This window comes from Paraburkholderia sp. BR10937, assembly GCF_040965695.1.
Lineage (GTDB): Bacteria > Pseudomonadota > Gammaproteobacteria > Burkholderiales > Burkholderiaceae > Paraburkholderia.
On sequence record NZ_JBFRCL010000009.1, the window covers coordinates 133,124 to 156,136 of the forward strand.

Here is a 23,013-nt window from a genome sequence, read left to right on the forward strand (position 1 = left end):
TTTAGGAATGGAAATGACTAAGCAACTTGAAGGAAAAGTCGCGCTTGTGACTGGCGGCGCTCAAGGCATTGGCCGCGGCATCGTCAATAAATTCATTCGAGAGGGCGCTATTGTTGGCATCCTGGATCGTGACCTCGATAAGGCTCAGTCCGCAGCCGACGAAATCAAGGCTCAGGGTGGCGTCGCCTATGCTTTCGGCGGAAACGTTGCCGAACGCGAAACGATCTTCAATGCGGCTGGTGATCTCGTCGCAGCGGCAGGCCGCCTCGACGTCATCGTGAGTAATGCCATGTGGGTTCGCTATGCTCCGGTTCTCGAAATCACCGAGAAAGACGTTTCGATGATGACGGAAACGGGTTTTAATTCGGTCGTATGGGGAATTCAGGCTGCGGCCCGGTACATGACGGAAGGCGGCTCAGTCGTCAATATCGCCTCATCGTCGGGTTTCATTGGCTTGCCTAAGGCTCTCATCTACTGCGGAGTGAAAGCAGGCGTTCTCGGCCTGATGCGCGCTGCTGCGGCGGAACTGGGCCCGCGTGGCATTCGTGTGAACTCCGTTGCTCCGGGCTACACGGAGACTGAAGGCGTGGTCAAAAACGTCAGCGAAGATACGCGCAAGATTCGTCAGTCAAAGACCCCGATGCCGCGTCTGGGCCGGCCCGAAGACATCGCAAATGCTACCTGCTTCCTGGCCAGTGACGAAAGCTCGTTCGTGAACGGGGAGTGCGTTCGCGTAGACGGCGGCTCCGCCATTGCTTATCTGTAACTTCCAATAGCCGTCAGCAATAGCAGCAACGCGAAGCCCACGGGCAACAGGGACAGGCTCCCCGATGCCTGCTTTTGATTGCGCTCGCCGATTCGAAGTTCAACGCGCCGAGGCGTTTGCGAGCCACTGCCGCGCCTCGGCTCATTTGACGGTGCAGCAGTGCTGGCACGCGCGATATCACAACGATGCGGGCCACCGCTGGTTCCGCGTACTCGTGGCGAGCACGCTTAGGCAGTGAAAACTCGGGCGACGTGTGGATTGCCGCAAAGTCGCCCTTGTTACTTCGTCATCCTACAGTTTTATGATGGAGGGAAGAAGCACGCCCCCTTCCCCCTCCTCTTACCTCACGCCTGCGCGCTTTCGAGGCGCTCCTGCCCGATGCCGTTCGCGGCCTGCAGCGCGAGCCCCGCGCCGAGCATGCGAACGAGCCCAGACAGTTCCGTCAACGAACCCACGGCGCCGAACACGTAGGAATCAGGCCGGACGATCAGCGCCTTCGCGCCGTGCTCGTTGAAGAATGCTTCGTACTTCCCGCTTGTGTCGAGCAACACACGACCCGCGACGACCCGGCTTTCGTCGTGCGTGACGCCAATCGTCTGCGCGCCGATCCGCGCCAGCACCTTGCGCGCGGCTTCGTCCAGATAGCGGTCGGGGTCGGCATCGAGCGCGATCACGTGAAAGCCGTTCGGCATGGCGTCGTCGTAACGCATGACTTCACCGTCGTTGCGCACCTGACCGTGCACGCGGAGTTGACCCGCAATTCCACCGGCCGCCGAATTCTGGTCGGCGCGAATGAGCCCGCCGGTGAGTCCCGGGAATGGCGGCAGCGCCGGCACCTGTCCCGACGGCTTTGTCAACTTGATAGAGATGGTCTGTGTTATTCCACGACGTCAAAGACTCCTTGTTAGTTGATGTCGAGGTGGCTTACACCTGCCCATTCCTGCCAGGTGAGAAGACGCGACTGGGGCCTCATGCCATACGCGCATCTGAAGGACATGCCGGCCATCCGATGGAAGCTTCAGAATCTCGAAAAGCTCAAGAACAGGAATGTTGAGAAATTCGATGCCGAGGAACGGTTGCTGAGGGAGTGCTTCGACGCCCTGGACGCATGATGCCATCCAGGCGGATCAAGGAAAGAAGGCACGCTGACAGATACTCGACGTACCAGGGCGGGTCTGTACCGCACCGGGCTCGTAAATCATAAGGACTACATATAAAACGCCAATAATTATATTTATGTTAAATTAAGTATTTTACGAAAAGCGCTTGATGTCGCAATGCATTTCGTGAGCCAGACCCATGAAACGCGCGAGTTTTTGAGTCGGATTTCAGCCGATTTGCCCCAGTATCGGCAAGCTGCGGGAACAACATGGGATTTGTGAACAATTTACCAGGCCCTTTCTCCAAGCAAGACACCTCGCATGTTACTTGTTGGATGAAGAGCAGGTGCGCACAGACAGGTTCCGCTTTGGGGTATTCGTACTTTGCGTGCTGATTCTGGCGGTTTGATCTAGGCATGGCAAATAAATCAATGGCTTGCAAAGCACTCGACTGCGAGAAATACGTAGATCCGCAAAGCCTTGCTACATGCCGATCGAGGTCCTGCTACCGCCATTTTCTGCACGAGAAGGACGATTACCCCAAAACGGGAACAAAATCGCTTGAACCAACGACAACGTTTCACTTGGGCTGAATTGCTGTAAGCTCAGTCGACGTTGAGCTCATAAGCCACCGGAAAATGATCACTACGCACGGTTTCCCCCAGGAACAGCCTCTTGACCTGCCCCTCCTTATACACCTTATCCCTTCTCTTGAAGTTCTCTAAGGTCGATAAGACCTTCTGTTTCTCTCTCTTTATGGAAACGATTTGTACTGCACCTTCACATTTTCCCCTCACCTGGATATCCGACGCTACGTACGCATAGTCCAGAAAAGATGGAACCGCGCAGTCACCCCAGTAGACATCCACGTCTTCGCGAACGAATTCCTCCCTGGAAATACCTGGATATCCTCCAGTATTCCTGACAATCTGGTCATACCTTTCATTTTTTATCGCTTCCGAACTAAACACCGAAACATGCGTGAACCCACCGCATTCCGGCAACCGAAGTTCCAAGGTACGCTTGTCCTGGTCCCTAAGTTGAACGCTTTTGGGCGCGACACTAGCTGGACAGTTCAGGTCTCCTCCAAAAAATATCAACCTACCGTGTGTGCTGATGAATTGCATCTCGTCAACAAACTGCTCGAGTGATTTATAACTTGCATTCGCGTGACAGAAAGCGAGCAGGGTGCCTTCTCTCTCGAGCAGCAGTGTGGCGCGTCTTGCCTCCGGCGCTAGCGGAACTTCAAAAGGCTGCTTCCAGCTGCCTGCAATATCTTGGTGAACAAACACCATCGAGCCGAGCGTCGTGTACTTTGTTAGGCCGCCTTCTTGGCTCTGACTCGCTCTGAGCACGTAGCCTCTCGCTTTCATATCCTCAACGAGCTTGAGGTTTTGCTTACCCGTGGTACCCACCTCGAACAGTGCGACGATGTGCGGCCCGTACGCTCCTATTGCGCGCTCCAAGGTTGCCAGCTTTTCGCCATAGGCCTCACTCATCGGTTGGCTTTGATTTTGGTTGTTCATGTGCTGCGTGTTCCAAAGGACGATTCGAAGCATGATCGTGACTCGCAGGCTATGGCGGAGTTTTGATTATCCCCGTTCTGTTCGTCAGGCGTCTTGAGTTTTGCCATAGGCGCCCCCCGACGACGGCGTGATCGAACGATCGCATCCATGCTCGCTCCCGGGGAATCGAATTAAACGTTCGCAAATCAGAGTAGCGCTTGCCCTACTCATACCGCATCATTTGACGTTTCCCTGCGACGCTCCATCCAGCTTAGGAATGGCTTCATCCTCGACATGCACGTTTGAGTCAGAACCGCCCATCGCGAACCAGGTTTCGTTTTCGCTTGTGCCTTGATCCCGTCGGCAAGGCGGAAAATGGTGCCCACGCGAACATTCGACTTTGCACCATTCGCACACACTGTCACCGATCGCTCTTTAGGGGGTATTCGTACCTTTCGTGCAATTTCTGGCGCTTGCGTCCTCTGACGCCCCACACGACGGGGCTTTACTGGCAAGTCAGCGAGGCAGGACAAGAAGGAATTCAAGGCGCTGATTTATAACGATTTTTTCCGCAGGACCGCCAGAAATTGCACGAAAGGCACGAATACCCCTCTTCGGGCGCATCGCACGCGTCTCGATGCAGAAGGCCGCCTCGTTGGGCGGCCCTGGTATCCGAAACGATGTGGCCGCTCCGTCTTCGGCGCTCAGCCCGCCACGCCGGGATCGTGCCGCGCGTTCGAGGCCAGCGCCTCGTCGTCCTGCGCACTCACGGCGTTCCGCGGCGATCCCGGCAATGCTGCGATTTCCGTTCTGCCCAGCGCGATGACGCCCGCAGCCAGGATCAGGGCAGCCGTGAACACCGCGAACGTCCACACCGGATCAGGATTGATGGAAGCGACGATACCCACGATAACAGGCCCGAGTATGCCGCCAATCCGGTTCAACCCGACCGCGACGCCCATGCCGGTCCCGCGGATTTCCGTGCGGTAGCACATGGCCTGATAGTTGTTCATGATCGCCTGCGCACCGAAGATGAAAAAGCCCACGCAGGCGATCAGTACCATCGAGCCATCCTTGCCGAGCGTAACGGCAAGCGCCGCCATGAAGAACGCCGCGACGATATAGCCGACGATCATCGCGCGAATACGGCTATGCATGCGGTCGGCGAGCCAGCCCATGGAGATGCCACCGAACACCGAAGCGACCATGACCACCGTGCCATACCCAAACGCCGACGACACGCCACCGCCCTTGTTCACCACCATGGTCGGCAGCCAGCCGGTGAGACCGTGGATGCAAAAGAGGCTTAGCGCGCCCGCGACCCAGTGAACCAGCGTGTTGCGCCGGTACTCCGGCGAAAGCAGATCGCGCACCGAACCCGCTCGCGAAGCCGGCCGCATCGGCAGGATATGCCCTTCACGGTAGTCGGATTCGCGCTCGGGGCGGGCGGCTTTCAGCAGCGCGAGCACCTCGTCGTTACGGCCGCGCAGCGCGAGATACTGCGCCGATTCCGGCAGCCACTTCGTTGCGGCGGCCGCCACCAGCGCGGACAGCACACCGACGAAATAGAGCGATTGCCAACCGAGATGCGGCGTGAGCGTGAGCCCGGCGATACCCGCGAAAATACCGCCCGCCGAGAACCCGAACTGAAAGACCCATGTGGCGAAGGTGTTCGCGTTGCGGCGCGGCGCCCACTCGTTGATGCAGGTGAGCGCGAGCGGCGTGACCATGCCGAGCGCCGTGCCCATCAGGAGGCGCGCGAGCGCGAAGCTCGTCGCAGAGTGGACGACCGTGGCAAGCAGGCCGCTCGACAGCGTGAGCGTCCAGAGCGCGCCGAGCATCACCTTGCGCCGGCCGATACGATCCGCGATCAAGCCCTGGAGCACCGAGCCGATCGACAGCCCGACAATGCCGCTCGAGAGCATGATGCCGATCATTTCCGGCGACGGCTGCCACTGGTGTCGCACGAGGGGAATCACATAGGCGGCGTTGAACAGATCATAGCCGTCGAAAAACATGATGAACGCGACGAGTACGGCAAATCGCAGATGGAAGCCGCCGATGCGCGCCTGCGCTAGCTCCTCCCTGACATTGATCGGTGTTGCCAAGGTTGTCTCCGTATGGTTGGGTTACGTACCCGTGCCGCCTTTTCCTGGCGGTCTGATCGCGGGCTGAAAGAGCTTTTGAACAGGCCGTTGTTCACGGTCTGTTCGCGAGCGTTAGCCGTGCAGCGCGACGTCGAGCTTCGCAAGTGAGTCAGCGAGACCCGCCGCATCGCTTGCGACGCCGTACACGTAGTGGTCCGGACGCACGATCGCCGCTCGGCAGCCGTTGCGCTCGAACCAGGCGGCGAGCACGCCGTCGATCTCCGCGACCCTGCGCGTGTCGGGCAGCACCGCCGCATGGTGGACATCGCCGTCCGGGGCAAGCTCGACAATCTGCGCGCCGATGCGGGCCGCCGCCTGCTGCGCGTCGCTCGACAGCGGCTCGCCGCCCAGCGTCACGACGCGCCAGTTGCTGCCCGCGACGACGTCGAGCAACGCGGCATCGTCGGCGTGCTGCACGCGTGGTTGCGGGAACAACGTTCCGTTGGCCGCGTGCGTGGCATGCGAGAGCAACCCCGCGTCAAGCTTCGGCACGATGTCCTGGCGCGCGATCGTCTTCACTTCGCCGCCCGCTTCGCGCAGCAGCCGCGCATCGCGTTCGCGCGCGGCGGCCACATCGCGTTCGCAGATCAGCTTGCCGATCTCCTTGATACGCGTGGTGAGCTGGCGCACGTGCAGGCTGCGTTCGGCCTGGTAGCTGTCGAGCAGCTCGGACTGTGCGCTGCCCGCCATCACGGCGTCGAGCTTCCACACGAGGTTCACCACGTCGCGAATGCCCTGACACATGCCCTGGCCGATGAAAGGCGGCTGCTGGTGCGCGGCGTCGCCACCGATGAACACGCGTCCACGGCGCCATTGCTTCGCAACGAGTGCGTGGAACCGATAGCTTGCCGCGCGCCACAGTTCGCCGTCCTCGCGCGTGAGCCAGCGCGAGAGCAGCTTCCACACCTGCGCGTCGGCCTGCATTTCGCGCGGGTCTTCGCCGGGCATCAGCATGATTTCCCAGCGGCGATGCCCGCCCGGCCCGACGATATACGTGCAGGGTCGCGAAGGTTCGCAGTACTGGATCGCGACCTTCGGCAGCTTTTCCATGCCGCGCTCGTTCACGCGCACGTCCACCACGAGCCAGGGCTCGTCGAACACGAGGTCTTCGTACTCGATGCCCAGTTGCGTGCGCACCGTGCTCGATGCGCCGTCGCAGCCGATAAGGTAGTCGCAGGTCACGGTGCGCGTGGCGCCGGTGTCGTCCCTGAGATGAACCGTCACGTTCTGCGCGGTTTCCTCGAAGCTCACGAGTTCCGTGCCCAGCGCAATTTCAACGGATTCGTAAGCGCGTGCGTGCTCGCGCAGCGCGGCCTCCACGGGCGGCTGCGTGAACACCATCGTCGGCATGTAGCCGAGCGGCCAGGGCTGCCCCACCGTGTCGATACGCTTGATGAGCTGACCGTCCACGCCGTAGTATTCGGAAGGCGGGAACACGGCCACGTGCTCCGTTATGCGCTCGACAACACCGAGCCCCTGGAACACGCGCATGATTTCATGGTCGACGGCGATCGCACGGGGCTTGTCATAGACTTCGCGCGCGCGGTCCACGCACAGCACCTTGCGGCCGCGCTGGCCGAGCAGACCCGCTGCCACCGCGCCGGACGGCCCGAAGCCGACCACGACCACCTCGTAATGGTTGGTACGTTCCATCGTCATGCGCCCGCTTCGTTCTGCTCGTCCTGCACCGTGTTCTGCAGACGGCCCACGCGTTCGATGTCCACTTCCACACGGTCGCCGTGCTTGAGCCACACGGAAGGATCGCGCGCCCAGCCCACGCCGGCAGGCGTGCCCATCGCGACTACGTCGCCGGGTTCGAGCGTCATGCATTCGCTCAGCAGCTCGATGGTTTCCGCCACGCCCCAGATCATGTCGGTCGTGCTGGCCTGCTGCATGACCTGGCCGTTAAGGATGAGGCGCAGCTTGAGGCCTTCCGCGCCCGGCGGCAGGTCGTCGGCGGTCACAAGCCACGGCCCGAAGGCGCCCGTGCCGTCGAAGTTCTTGCCGATTGTCCATTGCGACGTGCGCTTCTGATAGTCGCGCACGGAAACGTCGTTGAAGCATGCATAGCCATACACGTAGTCGAGCGCATTCTCGCGCTTCACATGACGCACACGCTTGCCGATCACGATCATGAGTTCCGCTTCGTAGTCGAGCTTTTCCGAAATGCGCGGGCGGATCACCGGGTCTTCGTGTGCGATCAGCGAAGTTGCGCCACGGAAGAAGATGAGCGGATAAACCGGCTTGAGATTGCCGCCTTCCTTGGCGTGATCGTAGAAGTTGTGGCCGAGGCACACGATCTTGCCCGGTTCCGGCACCACGGGCGCGAGCTTGAGCGACGCATACGGCGCACGATGCTCGCCGCTTGCGATGGCGCGCTGGGCCGCGGCGTTCAGGTCGACGCCGGCCTTGAGCGCCGCGCGCAGATCGGCGGGGACCGAAGCGTCCGCCTTGTTGAGGTCGACGACGTCGTCGCCGTCGATAACGCCAAGGCGCGTCGTCTCGCCCGATCGGAAGGTAACCAGTTTCATGATATCTTGTCTTTTTGAGAAAAATTGATTCGTTATGCGATATTTATAAGGATCAATGCGGTTCGGTTGTTGAAGTTTCCGGCGCACGAAAGAAGATGTTCTTTTGCGCAGCCTTCATCCGCTCCGAGGGGTTGCGTCCCACACCCCACTGGTCGATGCGTCCCGGCGGCCATTTCCAGTCGTCGGGGCCGCCCGTGCGATAGGTCTCGTCCACTTGCTGCACTTCGGCGGTGTATTCGATGACGAAATTGAACGGCCCCAGAAAGTAGGCGAACACATTGTTACCCGGACCGTGGCGGCCCACGCCCCACTCGATCGGATAGCCCGCGTCGTTCATGCGCCCGCCGCCGCGCATCACCGAATCGAGGTCCGGCATCACGAAGGCGATGTGATTGAGGCTGTTCTCCTGCGCGTCGGCCAGCGCAATGCTGTGGTGGTCGCTGCCGCAACGCATGAAGGCCATGATGCGCGTGCGGTCCGAAAGCCTGAAGCCCAACGCCTGCTCGAAGAAAGCCTGCGCCACCGCGACGTTCTCGCTGTTGAGCACGACGTGCGTGATCTTGATCGGGTGGTCCTTCACCGGCTCGGTGACCGCGTGGCTGCGCCCGCCTGCAATGAACCGCAGCGTCCGCCCCTGCGGGTCCAGCACTTCGAGCAGCGTGCCCGCACCCGGCATGGTCGTGGGGACCGGGCCGCTCAGCACCGTGCCGCCGTGCGCCTCGACCGCACGCGCGATCGTGTCGAGATGCGCGATTTCGGCCACATCGAATTCAATGGCGCGGACGTCCGCGTGCTCGCTCTGCGTGAGCGTGAGGATGTGATGCGCTGCGCCCGTGCCACGGAAATACACTTTCTCCGGGCGGCGCGTGAGTTCCTTCAGGTGCCACGTCTCTGCATAGAAACGCGCGGCGAGTTCGAGATCCGGCACACCGATCTCGATGCCTCTGAGGCCCGTTACGAGGCACTGCGTCATGTCATGCTCCATTCCTGATGCCCAGGAATTCCCGGGCGTTGCGATAGATGAGCCGTTCGGTTGCGGCCGCGTCGAGGCCGAGCGCTTCGACGCCGCCCACAGGGTCGCGCTCGCGGAACGCGAACGGGTAATCGGTGCCCAGCATGATGCGCGTGTCGCCGAAGGTATCGACGAGATGGCGCAGCGTGGCCGGGTCGAACACCAGCGAGTCGTACCAGAGGCGGCGGGCCTGCTCGTGCGCGCTTTGCTGCAGCGTCTCGCGCAGCGGTTCGAACACGCGGCTGGCTTTTTCGAGGCGCGGCAGCAGCGAAGCAAGCGTGCCGCCGCCATGGCTGAACGCAATGCGAAGATTCGGATGGTTGACGATCAGATTCGACGTAATGGCCGAAGCGGCGGCTAGGCCCACGTCGGTGGGAAACGCCAGCGCCTGCACGAGCTGCGCGGGACCCACGAGCCGTTCCTTGCCTGCGGGGCGCAGCGCATGCACGAATACGGCTGCACCGAGCGCCGCGGCTGCTTCGAAGAAGGCATCGAACTGCGCCGCGCCAATGGGCGCGCCATTGATGTTGCTGCCGATCTCGACACCCGCGAAGCCCGGCGTGGCCATCAGGCGCTCGAGCTCGCGAATCGCCATATCCACGTCTTGCAGCGGCACGGCGCCAAGCCCGACCATGCGACCCGCGCTCGCGTCGGTCATCTGCGCGATTGTGTCGTTGAGGTATTGCAGCAGCGGCAGCGCGTCGGGCGCGTCCATCCAGTACGACAGCAATTCGGGCATCGGCGAGATCGCCTGGATCGCCACGCTCTGCGTGTCCATGTCGGCGAGACGCTTTTCCGTGTCCCAGCACAGGTCGGAGACCGTGCGATAGATCTTCTCGTCGATCACCACATGGCGATGGCAAGCGTGCGCCTCGCGCATGGAAGGCCAGTCGCCCGGCGCCTTCGCGCCCAGATAGCGCGGAAACTCCGCGGGCACGATATGCGCGTGAACATCGATGCCATGACACGCGCAGCGGTAGGTAGGTTGCGTTGCGAGGAACCGCCTTACCGGTGCGAGAGGCCTGCGTTGCGCAGACCTTCGATGCAGATGGCCTCGTCCTCATCGCCGGTGCCACCACTCGCGCCAATCGCGCCAAGCACCTGGCCGGTTGTGGAAACGATCACGACCGCGCCGGTCTGCGGGATGAACTTGCCGCCCGCGGCCGGTGCGATGGCGCCAAAGAACACCGGGTTGGCACTGGCGCGCTCATGCAGCGTGCGAGAGGCGACGCCCATGCCGAACGCCGCGGCGGCCTTGCCGTGCGCGATCTCCACACGCAGTGCAGTGGCGCCGTCTTCGCGCGCCACGTACTTCACCTGTCCGGCTTCGTCGAGCACGACGACCGCCATCGGCTTGAAGCTCTCGCGGCGCGCCGCAGCGAGCGCCGTATCAACGGCGCGCTTCGCCTGATCCAGCGTCAATGATTCCAAGTGCCTCTCCAGTCAGGATTTGATCTGTTGGTGATCATAATATATACAAAACAACATAGTCTAACTTTTTGTGTATTTGTTGAGGGAAAACCCCGAATCGCGGCCAGACCGAAGTGTAGCCGCCCAAATCAGATATACTTCATCCCAGATTGAATCCTAATGAGGTGTGACTTGTCCCGCATCGTGGCTAACCCAGCTGCGCCCGCAGGCACGGGGGGCGCGAGCGTCGCGACCCTGGCAACGAACCTGTATGACCGCATCCGCGCCGATCTGCTCGACGGCAAGCTCGAACCGGGGCGCAAGCTCCAGATCGAGTTCCTTTGCGACCACTACCAGGCGGGCCAGACGCCCGTGCGCGAGGCGCTGAACCGGCTCACCTCCGACGGCCTCGTCGAGCGCCGCGACCAGCGCGGTTTCGCCGTGGCCGGCATCAGTGCAAGCGACCTGCGCGAAATCACCAAAACGCGCTGCTGGCTTGAAGAAGTCGCGCTGCGCGAAGCCTTCGCCACCCGTTCGACCGAATGGGAAGAGGACGTGGTGCTCGCCTATCATCGGCTTTCCAAAGTACCGCGCTCGCTCAGCGAGAGCGAATACAAGGAAAACCCCGAGTGGGAGCGCCGCCACCGCGAGTTCCACCGCGCGCTGATTGGCGGCTGCCAGTCGCGCTGGCTCATCAACTTCTGCGAGCAACTGGCCGACCAGCTTTACCGCTACCGCCAGCTCTCCGTGCGGCGCGTGTTTCCCAAGCGCCACGAAGGCGCCGAGCACAAGGAAATTCTCGACGCCGTCGTGGCGGGCGACGCGGCCCACGCCATCCAGCTTCTCACCTCGCATTACCAGCAGACGGCGGACATCATCCTCACCGACGCCGACCTGTTCCCGCCGTCCTCCCGCTAAGCCTTTCCCCCTCCAGTGCAGCCTGTCGCCCCCCACCGGGGCCCGGCTGCGCTCGTCCGTGCCGCCAACATACACAACCTGGTGTTTTCGATAGTTTTGTATATTTTTATTGACGACAGACTAGTCCGTACACAAAACTCCTGCTTTCAGAGAGTGCCGCATCCCGACGGCACCGTTCAGGAGACTTCATGAAGCCGCTCGCGCCGTCCTTTCCGCTTGCCGCGCGTGTCCCGCTTGTACCGATCGCTGCGCTTGCTGCCGCGCTCGCCGCGCCCGCAGCCTACGCGCAATCGTCCGTCACGCTCTACGGCATCATCGACACCGCCATCCAGGTCGCCCGCACGGGAGGCAACACCGTGGTGCGCGAGGCGTCGAGCTCCGTCGCCCCGAACCGTTGGGGCCTCTTCGGCAAGGAGGATCTCGGCGGCGGCTATAGCGCAGTCTTCAAGCTCGAAAACGGCTTCAATCTGAACTCGGGCGCGCTGGCGAGCAGCAACACGCTCTTCAACCGCGAGGCATGGATCGGCATTCGCGGGCCGTTCGGCCAGGTCCAGGCGGGCAACAACTACACGCCGCTGTTCCTCTCGTATGTGACCTACTCGATTGGCGAACTCAATGCGCTTGCCTGGGGTAACGCCACCAACAACTACGTGTTCGTGCCTGTGGCCCGCACCGCGAATTCGATCCGCTACACCTCGAACGAACTCGCGGGCTTCACGCTGCGCGCGCTGTATGCGCGCGGCGCAAACGGAACGAGTGGTGTGCCGGCGTCACTTGGCGACACGCTTTCCGCAGGCGTGAACTTCAAGGCGGGCCAGTTCTCCGTCGACGTCGACTATCTGCAGCAGCGCTTTGCCAACACGGCGACGCTCACCGCCACGACACCGGTCGGCACGGGACGCTACTACCTGATCGGCGCCTCGTACGACTTCGGCATCGTGAAGACCGCGGCGCTCTATCAGATGCATCGCAACGCGACCGGCGTGAGCACGTCGATCTCGAGCGCCTACGCCACGCCCAACCACGACTTTTACGAAGTGAACGCGCTCATTCGCCATCTCGGCAATGGTTCGCTGCTTGCCAGCTTCGGCCAGTACTTCCTGAAGTCGGGCGGCGACGGTCATGCCACGTCGTGGGCCTTGCGCTACGACTACCCACTTTCGAAGCGCACGCGCCTCTATGCCGGCGTAGCGGGCGTGCACAATCACGGCACGACCGCGTTCACCGTGACGGACGCCGCGGGCCCCGGCATTGCCGTTGCCGCGGGCAAGAACATCACGACCGGAATTCTCGGCATCGTCCACGCGTTCTAGCCTGGAACGCCGACGATGGTGATGAAGAACGTCCGCATTCCCGCCGCGCTGAGCCTCGTCGTCGGCGCGGGTCTCGCCATGTCGCTGGCGATCGCCGCGACTGGCGCGGCCTGCGCCTACTTCTGCTCGGCACTGGCGCTAGACGCGTTGATCGCGGCACGAGAGCCGCGCGCCGGCGCACTCGTTGCGGCGCTTGCCAGCATGCAGCGACTCGAACACATCGCTTTGGTTTGTATCGGTATCCTGACGATAGGCAGCGTAATGGTGGCGTTCGCAGGAAGGCGGTGGCTGACCAGCAAAGTCGTTCATCCGCTCGACGGCGCCATGCGCGCGGTCAATGCCATCGCGCTGGGTGAGTTGCGCGAGACGATCGTCATCGACGACGCGACCCAGGCGCGCAAGCTCTTCGCGGCGCTCGCACAGATGCAGCAAGGACTCGTCAAGACGTTATCGCTCGTCACGCACGAGGCCGTCGCGGTCGATGCCTGCGCAACGCATCTCTCCAGCCAGAACCTGCGTCTTTCGAGTGGCACGGAGTCGCAGGCGGCGGCCATCGAGCAGACCGCGGCAACGACCCAACAGATCAGCGAAGGCGTACAGCGCAGCGCACAGGTGGCGGCCCAGACCAACCGACTGGCCGAAAACGCGTCGCAGCTCGCGAATGCGAGCCGCACGCGCGTGCGCGCGGTGATCGACGCGATGGACTCCATCGCGAACGACTCCCGGCAGATCAGCGCCGTGGTGTCAGTCGTCAACGATCTCGCATTCCAAACCAACATCCTCGCGCTCAATGCGGCGGTTGAAGCTGCGCGCACCGGCCATCAGGGCAAAGGCTTCGCGGTGGTTGCCTCCGAAGTCCGCGGCCTCGCTCAGCGCAGTGCCAGCGCGGCATGCGAAATCGAAGGGTTGATTGCCAGCGCGCGAGCGACGATCGAGCACGGCGCGCAGCTGTGTGCCGACGTGGGCGCAGCCATGGACGAAGTCGTCGCGGCCGCCCACGAAGTGGTGGAACTCAGTGACGACATGAGCCGTTCCGCGAGCGAACAAAGCCATGGAGTACGGGAACTGAACGATGCCATCAAGGAGATCGACTCTGTCACTCAACAAAACGCGCAGATGGTGCAGCATCTCGTTGAAACGACCGATGATCTCAATGGGCACGCACGCTCGCTTGCAAACGCAGTCGGCGCGTGGAGGCTCGACGTCAGCTAACCAGAATTGCTCAATGCCTCAATTAGGTACAGCCGACGGATCGGGCTTCGCTCGCGGTGAACGAAAGCTCTATCGAGCTTCTGCTTCGCAATTGCCGCGATGACGAGGACTCCATCGAAGAATTGGAAATGCTGTTTGTTCAGATTGCCCAAAGGACTCGGAGCCTCAAAAGGCGTGCCGTGCGGCGTGGCCGTGGCCGACTAAAACGCGCGACCGCGCGACATCCCCGCGTATTCAGCATCAACCCGCGTTGCAGTAGCAATTTGATCGACAGCATCGCTCCCGCGTGCCACGAGACCCAAAACTTCGTGCCGTTGACGCGCGCTGACCGGTAGCCGGGGCAGCCTCCACAGTCAACCTTTCAGCCTGCCTTCGAGAGCAGCACCCCCCGTTACTATCTTCCCGCCTCGATAATCGAGGCTTTGGCCAGCCAGGCCCGGCATGATTCTCGCCCCCAGTCGCAGTCATGATCCGGGGGGTGTTGTCACCGGGTCTGGTGGGTGGCTGGTGATCGCTAATAGATCCTATGAAGCGTACGGGGTCCCGACGAACCGCTGGGCCTAAAATCAGCGCGTCGCCCCCAGCGGACAGGAGAGCATCATGCATGCAAATCCGGCATATACGACGAGTACCGAGCCACTTGTACTAGCGGTGTCACTTGAGCTTGCGGCCGCCAAATGGAAGGTCGCGCTGCACGACGGGCGGCGCAATCGGCCAGCAGTGCATACCGTGACCCAACCCGATGCCGCGACCCGCCTGCAAGCCGTGCTCGAACTGGTCAGGCGGCACAAAGTGGAGTGGGCGCTCCCAGATGACGTGCGCGTCGTCGTCAGCTACGAAGCTGGTCAGGATGCGTTCTGGATTCATCGTGCGCTGCAAGCACAACGCATTAAGTGCTACGTCATTGATCCGGCAAGCATTCCGGTCGAACGGCACAAGCGGCGCGCAAAGACCGACCGGCTCGACGCCATTATGCTGGTCATCAACCTGCGCGCGTGGCTGCACGGCGAACGCGATCGGATGCGTGTAATCCGCGTGCCGTCGCCGCAAGACGAAGCGTCGCGCCATCTGATGCGTGATCGGGCCCAGCTGCAGAAAGAGGTGCTGCAACACCGCGACCGGATGCGCAAACTATTGGCCACGCTGGGCTGCTGGGAGGACGTCGGGCAGAAGCGCTTTGTCAGCCGGCTCGCACGCGGCGAAGTGAAGTGCCACGACGGCACGCCGTTGCCTGCAGAGCTGCACCAACGGCTGACGCACGAGTGCGATCGGCTTGGACTAGCCGAACAGCAACTGGCACTTCTCGAGAAGACGCGCCAAGCCAGCCTGCCCGCCGCCGTACGCGAGCGAAGCGATGCGCTTGCGCGCCTCAGAGGCATCGGCGAAGTGGGCGCATCTCGTCTCGCGCTAGAACTATTCTGGCGCAAATTTAGCAACCGGCGCCAAGTGGGAGCGTGCGTTGGACTCGTGCCACAGCCGTTCGATAGCGGTCAAAGCCAAGCCGACCAAGGCACTAGCAAACAAGGTAACGGTCGGGTCCGCGCGTTACTGATCGAGATAGGCTGGTCCTGGCTACGCCACCAACCCGATAGCACGCTTGCGAAGTGGTTCAACGAGCGTACACAGGGCACGGGCCCGAACCGTCGAGCCCGGCGGATTGCCATCGTCGGAGTCGCACGGCGCCTCGCGATCGCGCTTTGGCGCTATTTGAAAGACGGCGTCATTCCCGAAGGCGCACACCTGAAGTCAGCTTAATTCCTCAGGTTTGCAGGAAAGGAGACAAGGTTCCGCCCAGCAGCACTTTCCAGATACCGGTTTGGAGTGAACATGCCCGTCGAGCCCCTGGGTTACCGACGTAACCGATTCAATAGATTGGGCATGCTCCTGAATAGAAAATCCAGCGTAACGCGCATACAGGATAAGGCTGGCAAGGGTGCCAGCGGATAGAAGGCGGTGAGACGTTGGAGTCTCACGGGCGCGACGATCGGCTTCAGACCAGGATGTAGAACAGATCGCGGTCATGGTTGACGGGCGGCAGAAATCCACTGGAATACTAGGTGCGAAATGCGCTTGTACGCTGACGAGCCACAATCGATGTAAGAAGAAACCGGCCTCAAAATGAGAAGAGTTATCCACCGCCGGTCGGCGTCGTGGTCGAGACAGGCGCCCCACCGACCGGCCATGGATAACTCTTGGAGATCAGTTCATGGCGTCCGCAAACCGCATCGGTGCATCAGTTTGCGAAAGCCCTTGACAACTCTCTGCTCATAGAAGGGGCTCGGCTGGGATATTCCAAGGCCGTCCGTAACGTGGATGCCGAGACTTGCCACCGTTGTTGCAGGCCAATCCGTTCAATCTGCACAAACTTCGATGCAAGAAACACAACAACATGACGCCGTCGATGTCTTCATTGGTGTCGACGTCGGTAAAGGCCAGCATCACGCAGTAGCACTGGGTCGGAATGGCAAGCGCCTGTACAACAAGGCGCTCCCCAACGACGAGACCAAACTGCGCGCCCTCAACGCCGAACTCAAGGTACATGGCCGCCTTCTCTTCGTTGTCGACCAGCCCTCCACCATTGGCGCATTACCGGTGGCCGTCGCGCGCGATGAAGGCGTTCTGGTTGCCTATCTGCCCGGACTGGCGATGCGCCGCATTGCCGACCTGCATGCCGGTGAAGCCAAGACAGACGCCCGCGACGCCGCAATCATCGCCGAGGCCGCCCGCTCGATGCCGCATACACTGCGCTCGCTTCGGTTAGCTGATGAGCCGCTCGCCGAGCTGACCATGCTCTGCGGCTTCGACGACGATCTCGCCGCTCAAATTACACAAACCAGCAACCGCATTCGCGGCCTGCTCACCCAGATTCATCCCGCACTTGAGCGCGTTCTCGGACCGCGCCTCGACCATCCCGCCGTGCTTGATCTACTCGAGCGCTATCCGTCTCCAGCCGCACTTGCAGCGATCAGCGAGAAGACACTCGCCAACCGCCTGACCAAACTCGCGCCGCGCATGGGCAAAGGATTGGCCGCCGAAATCGTTCAAGCGCTGCGCGAACAGGCCGTGATCGTGCCCGGCACGCAAGCCGCCACCATCGTCATGCCGCGCCTGGCTCAGCAACTTGCCGCCTTACGCAAGCAGCGCGACGAAATCGCCACCGAAGTGGAACGGCTGGTGCTTGCTCACCCTCTTTGGCCGGTCCTGACCAGCATGCCGGGAGTCGGCGTCAGGACCGCCGCTAGACTCCTCACCGAAGTCGCGCACAAAGCATTCGCTTCGGCAGGTCACCTAGCGGCCTACGCTGGCCTCGCACCAGTTACTCGGCGCTCGGGCTCATCTATCCGTGGCGAGCATCCGTCCAGGCGCGGCAACAAGGTGCTCAAACGCGCCTTGTTTCTATCGGCCTTCGCGGCCTTGAGAGACCCCATCTCACGGGCTTACTACGCACGCAAGGTCCAGCAGGGCAAGCGACATAACCAGGCGCTCATCGCACTGGCACGGCGACGCTGCGACGTCCTGTTTGCCATGCTGCGAGACGGCACCTTTTACGAACCCAAGTCAGCCCCTAGCGCTTGACGAACCACATAGGGGCACCCCCTGCCGCAGGTCACGGCCGCCTATAAGGCCGCCATTGTCGCGGTTTCGAATGCCTGCGGTTGCCCCCCTTTCTCTAGCCTCCAACGAACGAGTGCGGCCAATGCAACGCTGCCTTGCCCTTCTGGGCCCCGAGGCTTAAGCACAGCGGAGTCCCTCGGATACCGGGGTAAACGATGTAGCCCGGACAACCCATGAATTATTGACATGGATCTCAATTATGCTAGATTTCTGCTACATAATTGATTCCATCTCAAATAAGCCAAAGTGGCAGCGCGAGTAGATGGCACTCAAGACAACAACAATTCGTACAACTACTTATGTGGAGATGCAGCATGCTTCGGAGACACGCAGCGCTTTGTTCCTTTACTGCCATTCTTGCCGCGCCGGCATACGCGCAGAGTTCGGTGACGCTCTATGGAATTGTCGACATCGGCTTGACGTATACGAATAGTGCACAGACGCGTGTCGTAGGCGGAAAGCCGATCGGTGGCTCACAGTTCGCCTTGACAGACGCTCACGCGACCGGACTTAGCGGCAGCCGTTGGGGCCTGCGCGGCTCAGAGGACCTCGGTGGCGGGCTGAGTACGATATTCGTTCTGGAAAACGGCTTCCTTGCCAATAGCGGCGCGCTGGCTCAAGGCGGCGCTGAATTCGGCCGCCAGGCTTATATCGGCCTGTCCAATCCGCTAGGCAGAGTCACGCTAGGCCGCCAATACGATTCGCTCATCGATTTCGTGCAGCCATTTTCCGCGTCGGGATCGTGGGCCGGTTACATGGGCGCCCACCCGGACGATCTCGATAACCTGACCAACACGAACCGGATCAACAACGCTGTCAAGATCACCACGGCCAAATTCGGCGGCTTCAGCGCTGGAGCACTGTACAGCCTCGGCGGCGTCGCGGGTAACGTTACGCAAAACCAGATCTGGTCTCTCGGCGCAGGCTACACTGGCGGATCTTTTTCATTCGGCGCAGGCTACCTGAACGCGCGCGACCCGAATGTCTCGTTCTACGGAAATACCCCGAACAAGGGGACGGCAACGGCAAACAACATCGGTTCGGCCGGCAGCGCCACGAGCGCGCAGTCGTACCCGGTCTACGCGGGCTATGCGTCGGCGAAGACGCTCGAAATCATCGGTGCTGGCGCCTCGTACACGCTTGGCGGCGCTGCGTTTTCGTTTGTCGCAACCAACACGCGCTTCGACCATCTTGGCTCGTCGTCGGGCCCCAATCCACTCGGCTACAGTGGCAACGCCGTGTTCACCAGTTTTGACTTCAACGTACGATACAACGTGACGCCATACCTGCAACTTGGAAGCGGCATCGACTACACGCACCGGAACTCGGTAAAGGGCGACGACGGCGCCAAATACCTGCAACTTGATCTCGCAGCCGATTATTTTCTGTCCAAGCGCACGGATCTTTACCTCCTGACGGCGCTGCAGCGCGCGATGGGAACAGACTCTCTCGGTCAGTCCGCCGTCGCATCGATAGCCGGTTTCAGCCCATCCACAACCGACAAGCAGATTGGCGTGCGCATCGGCATTCGCCACAAGTTCTAACGTTTCAGGCCGCGCTCGCTCCTCGATTCCTGCGGGGCGCGCGCGACGTCTGCTGCTTCACGCCCGCGGGTGCAGCCGCGCCCTGCACCTGCCAGCTCACAAAGCCATCGAGCAACAACTTCAAACCCTCATCAAAAGCCTGCTCTGCGCTCAACTGGGAGAAAGCCACACCGACAATTTTCGCGGCGGGATAGCGATCGCCGGAAACTTCGTCGAACTTGCCGCGAAGGTAGCCCGAGTGTTCTGCCGGCGACTGGCGGCCCGCAGCAGAAATGCTCGACGACAGCAGGTACTGCGCAAGCAGGTGGTACGCGAGCGCTGCGCGATCGGCCGCAAAGCCGCCCTGTAGAAATGCCGAGGTGATGTGATTGAAGAGCGCCATCCCGTAGTCGATTTCGCCCGGCGCCACAGACTGGAAGAGTCGGAAACGGTTGTGTGAGGCGACATAGAGGCTCACGCCGGGCATTTCGCGCGCCAGCGAGAATGACGTGCGCGCAATGATCTCGACGTCAGGCCGCCAGTCTCCCGTCAGGGCCGGCAACGCCTCGAGACGCCGCCGGTAATAGCCGTTCAAAACCCCGGAGATGAGGTCATCGCGGCTGCCGAGGTAGTAGTGGATAAGCCCCGGTGCGACACCGAATTCCTTGGCCAGTTGCACCATCGAAATCTGGTCGAGCGGCATCGTCTTCGCCATTTCACTCGCACGATCGATGATGACGTTGCGCGACAGCATGGATTCTGCACCAATGGGTGCGGCAGCTTTCGGCGGCCGACCGCGCCTGCGCGGCGGCGCTTCCGCAGGGGTTTCCAGCTTCCTGATGGTACGTGCAGTCATTGATGGCAGTCGTCGCTCGGGTAAGTACCCAGAGTGTACCTTCAAATTTTAATTGACACTATCTCAATTAATTCTTAACCTGATTTATATCAAGCTCAATTCCCCTTGGAGGAGACGTGAATCAGGTAGAAAAAGCGGTCGTGACTGCAGGCCTGCGCGGCGCTAACTGGGACCCGGCGCTGATGCGCCGCCCCTACAAGGTGGTGCCTTACGCACTCCAAACCGCCGACGGCCAGAAAACGCTCGGCTTTCTTTTCACGGCAACAGGCAATGAAAAGACGGTCGTGTCGATCATGCACCCGCGTGAGATGTCCGTGACCCACTATCTCGTGCCCGCGGTCCTCGACGCCGGCTGCGCATGCTGGGTACAGGGTCCGCGCTCGATCGGCAATGATCTACGGCTCGAACATGAGATCGCCCTGCTCGATGTAGCAGCCGGCATGCAGCATCTGCGCGCCCTCGGTTATCGCGATGTCGTGCTGCTCGGCAACTCGGGCGGTGGCGCGCTGTATGCGTTCTATAACCAGCAGTCGCATCTCTTGTCCGCCGAGCGTTTGGTGCGCACACCAGCGGGGCGGCCCACAGGGCTCGCCGACGTTGAGCTGCCGCGCGCGGACGGCTTCATTCTGGTCTCACCGCATCCGGGACAAGGTGCGATTCTGCTGAACAGTCTCGATCCAAGCGTCGTCGATGAAAGCGACCCGATGTCCGTCGATCCCGCGCTCGATCCGTTTTCACCCGACAACGGCTACGACCCCGTGACGCGCACTGCGCACTACGCAACCGCGTTCATCGAACGTTACCGGGCGGCGCAGTCGCAGCGCGCACAGCGTCTGGACGAGAAAGCGCGCGGACTGATCGAACGAAAGCTGGACGCGCGCCGCCGTCTGAAGGGCGAGGCGCCCTCGTTCGCCGATCGCCGGGTCGCTGCGCATGCGCCGATCTTCCAGGTCTGGCGCACGGACGCCGACCTGCGCGCATGGGATACATCCCTTGATCCATCCGATCGCAAGCCGGGCTCGCTGTGGGGCAACGATCCGTTCACGTCGAACTGGGGCAGCGTTGCTTTCGGGCGCGTCGTCACGCCGGAATCGTGGCTTTCGACGTGGTCGGGACTCTCATCGCAGGCATCGTTCGAGAAATGTGCCGGATCGATCGTCGCCCCCACGCTGCTGCTCGAATACACGGGAGACCAATGTGCGTTCCCGCGGGATTTCGAGGCCATCTTCAATGGCCTTGGCGCCGCCGACAAAACCCGCATTCGCGTGCGAGGCAACCATCACGGCATGGCGATGCAACGCGACGAGCCGTCGGGACGAGAGATTGCCGGCCGCCACATCGTCGAATGGCTGAACGCGCGATTCGGCGCAGACTGATTACTGTAATTGGCATCATGATGGAGACAACGTTGGAACAACAGACAATACGGCCCCGTGTCGCACTGCCAGGCGTGCGATACCCTGACGAGGCGAGGCTGCGAACGTACCTCGAAGCCGGCGTGCTCGGCACGCAGTCGCTGACTTCGGCGCTGCGCGAGGCGTTCGCGCAACATGCCGCGAAGCTCGCGATCGTCGGCCCCGAGGCCGAATACACCTACGCGCAGCTCGACGACCTCACCGACCGTTTCGGGGCGGCCCTGCTCAGGCTCGGTGCGCAGCCGCTCGATCGCGTGATCCTGCAGTGCGGCAACTGCAACGAACTGCTCATCGCATTCATCGGCTGCCTGAAGGCGTCGCTGATTCCACTGTGTGCACTGCAGGCCTTCCGCAAACACGAGATCACGTACCTGGGCAACCTCAGCGAAGCGACCGTCCATGTGGTCCAGGGAGACGATCCGAAGTTCGACGACGTCGCCTTCGCTGCGGAGATGCGCGCCCATGTGCCCTCCCTGACGATCGCGATCCAGGCGCGCGGCGCGCGGCGCGGCGAAGCCGTCACGCTATGGTCGCTCATCGAAGGCACGCCTGCGGATGAAGCGCGCGATCTGCTGGCGCGCGTCGAGGACGATCCTTTCCAGGCCGCCGTATTCCAGCTTTCCGGCGGCACGACGGGCGTGCCGAAGATCATTCCCCGCTTTCATAACGAGTATCTGTACAACATGCAGGCTGTCGCGGCATGGAACGGCTACACGGGCGACGACGTGCTCTTCATGCCCACGCCGTTCATGCACAACATGAACATGGTCTGCTTCTTCGGGCCGATCCTGCTCGTGGGCGGACGCGTCACCGTCTGCCCCGACATCTCCGCACAAACGCTCTCAACCACGATTGAGCACTACGACCCGACCTGGTACGGCCTCGCGGGCCCGATCCTTTCACGCGTGGCCGACCAGATGAGGCGTGCCGCGCCCGAAACCAAGGCGCGCCGCAAGCTGATCGGCCCGAAGAACGCGCCGCGCCTGCGCGAAATGCTCGGCTCGCCCTGTTATCACATCTTCGGTATGACCGAGGGCGTGATCATGTTCACGCAGGCAGGCGATCCAGCTTACGCGCTCGACGAATCCGTCGGTCGTCCGGTGTCCGCGTGGGACGAGGTGAAGATCGTCGAAATCGGCGGCGAAAAGGAAGTTCCCGACGGCGAAACGGGCGAAGCGATCTTTCGCGGACCGTACACGATCCGCGGCTACTACAAGTCGGAAAAGGAAGACGTGCATCGCTTCACCGCCGACGGCTTCTATCGCTCAGGCGACCTCATGATGGCCGAGGTGATCGACGGAAAGCGTTACTACTTTTTCCGGGGTCGCACGAAGGACGTCGTCGATCGCGGCGGCGAAAAGATCAACGCGGAAGAACTCGAGAACGTCATCAATCGCTGTCCGAACGTGCATGCGTCGGCAGTCGTGGGTATGCCCGATCCGGTTTACGGCGAGAGAGTCTGCGCGTTCGTTGTGCCCGGCCCGGCGGCCACGACGCTCACGCTCGGCGAACTTACGGCCTTTCTCGAAGCGGAAGGACTCGCAAAATTCAAATGGCCCGAACGACTCGAATTGATTGACGAATTTCCTGTCACCGCGTCCGGCAAGCGCAGCAAGGTGTTGTTGCGCCAGCAATTGATCGAGCGTCTCCAGCATGAGGGCGCTGCATCCACCTCCAATCGAGCATAAGT

At 61.6% G+C, this 23,013-nt stretch carries 18 protein-coding genes; 9 read left to right on the forward strand and 9 right to left on the reverse strand.

What is annotated here, in order from left to right; all coding sequences use genetic code 11:
- The first annotated feature begins 13 nt into the window (after window positions 1-13).
- Complete coding sequence (locus AB4Y44_RS10200) at window positions 14-766, forward strand: SDR family NAD(P)-dependent oxidoreductase (protein WP_368699415.1); 753 nt, start codon at window positions 14-16, stop codon at window positions 764-766.
- Between the two features lie 344 nt (window positions 767-1,110).
- Here AB4Y44_RS10200 and AB4Y44_RS10205 read toward each other — a convergent pair whose 3' ends face one another.
- The 8 genes from AB4Y44_RS10205 to AB4Y44_RS10240 all read right to left on the reverse strand — a co-directional run bounded on the left by AB4Y44_RS10205 (window position 1,111) and on the right by AB4Y44_RS10240 (window position 10,492).
- Window positions 1,111-1,623 (reverse strand): hypothetical protein, encoded by a 513-nt coding sequence (locus AB4Y44_RS10205; RefSeq protein ID WP_368699416.1) that lies wholly within the window; start codon window positions 1,621-1,623, stop codon window positions 1,111-1,113.
- Between the two features lie 848 nt (window positions 1,624-2,471).
- Window positions 2,472-3,392 carry a hypothetical protein gene (locus AB4Y44_RS10210; protein ID WP_368699417.1) on the reverse strand — a complete coding sequence of 307 codons (921 nt, stop codon included), beginning with the start codon at window positions 3,390-3,392 and terminating at the stop codon, window positions 2,472-2,474.
- Window positions 3,393-4,075: 683 nt separating this feature from the next.
- Window positions 4,076-5,479 (reverse strand): MFS transporter, encoded by a 1,404-nt coding sequence (locus AB4Y44_RS10215; protein WP_368699418.1) that lies wholly within the window; start codon window positions 5,477-5,479, stop codon window positions 4,076-4,078.
- 111 nt (window positions 5,480-5,590) lie between these two features.
- Window positions 5,591-7,177, reverse strand: a complete 1,587-nt coding sequence (locus AB4Y44_RS10220) for a bifunctional 3-(3-hydroxy-phenyl)propionate/3-hydroxycinnamic acid hydroxylase (protein ID WP_368699419.1) — start codon at window positions 7,175-7,177, stop codon at window positions 5,591-5,593.
- Window positions 7,174-8,049, reverse strand: coding sequence for a fumarylacetoacetate hydrolase family protein (locus AB4Y44_RS10225; RefSeq protein WP_368699420.1), 876 nt, complete (start codon window positions 8,047-8,049; stop codon window positions 7,174-7,176). Before AB4Y44_RS10225 ends, AB4Y44_RS10220 begins: the two co-directional genes overlap by 4 nt.
- 52 nt (window positions 8,050-8,101) lie before the next feature.
- Window positions 8,102-9,022 carry a VOC family protein gene (locus tag AB4Y44_RS10230; RefSeq protein ID WP_368699421.1) on the reverse strand — a complete coding sequence of 307 codons (921 nt, stop codon included), beginning with the start codon at window positions 9,020-9,022 and terminating at the stop codon, window positions 8,102-8,104.
- 1 nt (window position 9,023) lies between these two features.
- Entirely contained in the window at window positions 9,024-10,019 is a 996-nt protein-coding gene (locus AB4Y44_RS10235; protein ID WP_368699453.1) for an amidohydrolase family protein, read from the reverse strand.
- Between the two features lie 47 nt (window positions 10,020-10,066).
- Window positions 10,067-10,492: a heme-binding protein gene (locus AB4Y44_RS10240; RefSeq protein WP_368699422.1), complete on the reverse strand. Its 426-nt coding sequence runs from the start codon at window positions 10,490-10,492 to the stop codon at window positions 10,067-10,069.
- A 171-nt stretch (window positions 10,493-10,663) separates the two neighbouring features.
- Between AB4Y44_RS10240 and AB4Y44_RS10245 the strand changes: the two genes are divergently transcribed.
- The 6 genes from AB4Y44_RS10245 to AB4Y44_RS10270 all read left to right on the forward strand — a co-directional run bounded on the left by AB4Y44_RS10245 (window position 10,664) and on the right by AB4Y44_RS10270 (window position 19,073).
- Window positions 10,664-11,389: a GntR family transcriptional regulator gene (locus AB4Y44_RS10245; protein ID WP_368699423.1), complete on the forward strand. Its 726-nt coding sequence runs from the start codon at window positions 10,664-10,666 to the stop codon at window positions 11,387-11,389.
- Between the two features lie 188 nt (window positions 11,390-11,577).
- Entirely contained in the window at window positions 11,578-12,702 is a 1,125-nt protein-coding gene (locus AB4Y44_RS10250; protein WP_368699424.1) for a porin, read from the forward strand.
- A 15-nt stretch (window positions 12,703-12,717) separates the two neighbouring features.
- Window positions 12,718-13,914, forward strand: a complete 1,197-nt coding sequence (locus AB4Y44_RS10255; protein WP_368699425.1) for a methyl-accepting chemotaxis protein — start codon at window positions 12,718-12,720, stop codon at window positions 13,912-13,914.
- A gap of 600 nt (window positions 13,915-14,514) precedes the next feature.
- Window positions 14,515-15,669 (forward strand): IS110 family transposase, encoded by a 1,155-nt coding sequence (locus AB4Y44_RS10260; protein ID WP_368699426.1) that lies wholly within the window; start codon window positions 14,515-14,517, stop codon window positions 15,667-15,669.
- A 615-nt stretch (window positions 15,670-16,284) separates the two neighbouring features.
- Complete coding sequence (locus AB4Y44_RS10265) at window positions 16,285-17,490, forward strand: IS110 family transposase (protein ID WP_368699427.1); 1,206 nt, start codon at window positions 16,285-16,287, stop codon at window positions 17,488-17,490.
- Window positions 17,491-17,843: 353 nt separating this feature from the next.
- On the forward strand, window positions 17,844-19,073 hold the full coding sequence (locus AB4Y44_RS10270) for a porin (protein WP_368699428.1): 1,230 nt from the start codon (window positions 17,844-17,846) through the stop codon (window positions 19,071-19,073).
- A 4-nt stretch (window positions 19,074-19,077) separates the two neighbouring features.
- Here the strand turns inward: AB4Y44_RS10270 and AB4Y44_RS10275 are convergent, their stop codons facing one another.
- The gene (locus AB4Y44_RS10275) at window positions 19,078-19,908 is read right to left on the reverse strand and encodes a TetR/AcrR family transcriptional regulator (protein WP_368699429.1); all 831 of its coding nucleotides are present in this window, start codon (window positions 19,906-19,908) and stop codon (window positions 19,078-19,080) included.
- Between the two features lie 182 nt (window positions 19,909-20,090).
- Between AB4Y44_RS10275 and AB4Y44_RS10280 the strand changes: the two genes are divergently transcribed.
- Both AB4Y44_RS10280 and AB4Y44_RS10285 read left to right on the forward strand, forming a co-directional pair.
- Window positions 20,091-21,284, forward strand: coding sequence for an alpha/beta hydrolase (locus AB4Y44_RS10280; protein WP_368699454.1), 1,194 nt, complete (start codon window positions 20,091-20,093; stop codon window positions 21,282-21,284).
- Between the two features lie 74 nt (window positions 21,285-21,358).
- Window positions 21,359-23,011: an AMP-binding protein gene (locus AB4Y44_RS10285; RefSeq protein ID WP_368699430.1), complete on the forward strand. Its 1,653-nt coding sequence runs from the start codon at window positions 21,359-21,361 to the stop codon at window positions 23,009-23,011.
- Window positions 23,012-23,013: the final 2 nt, after the last annotated feature.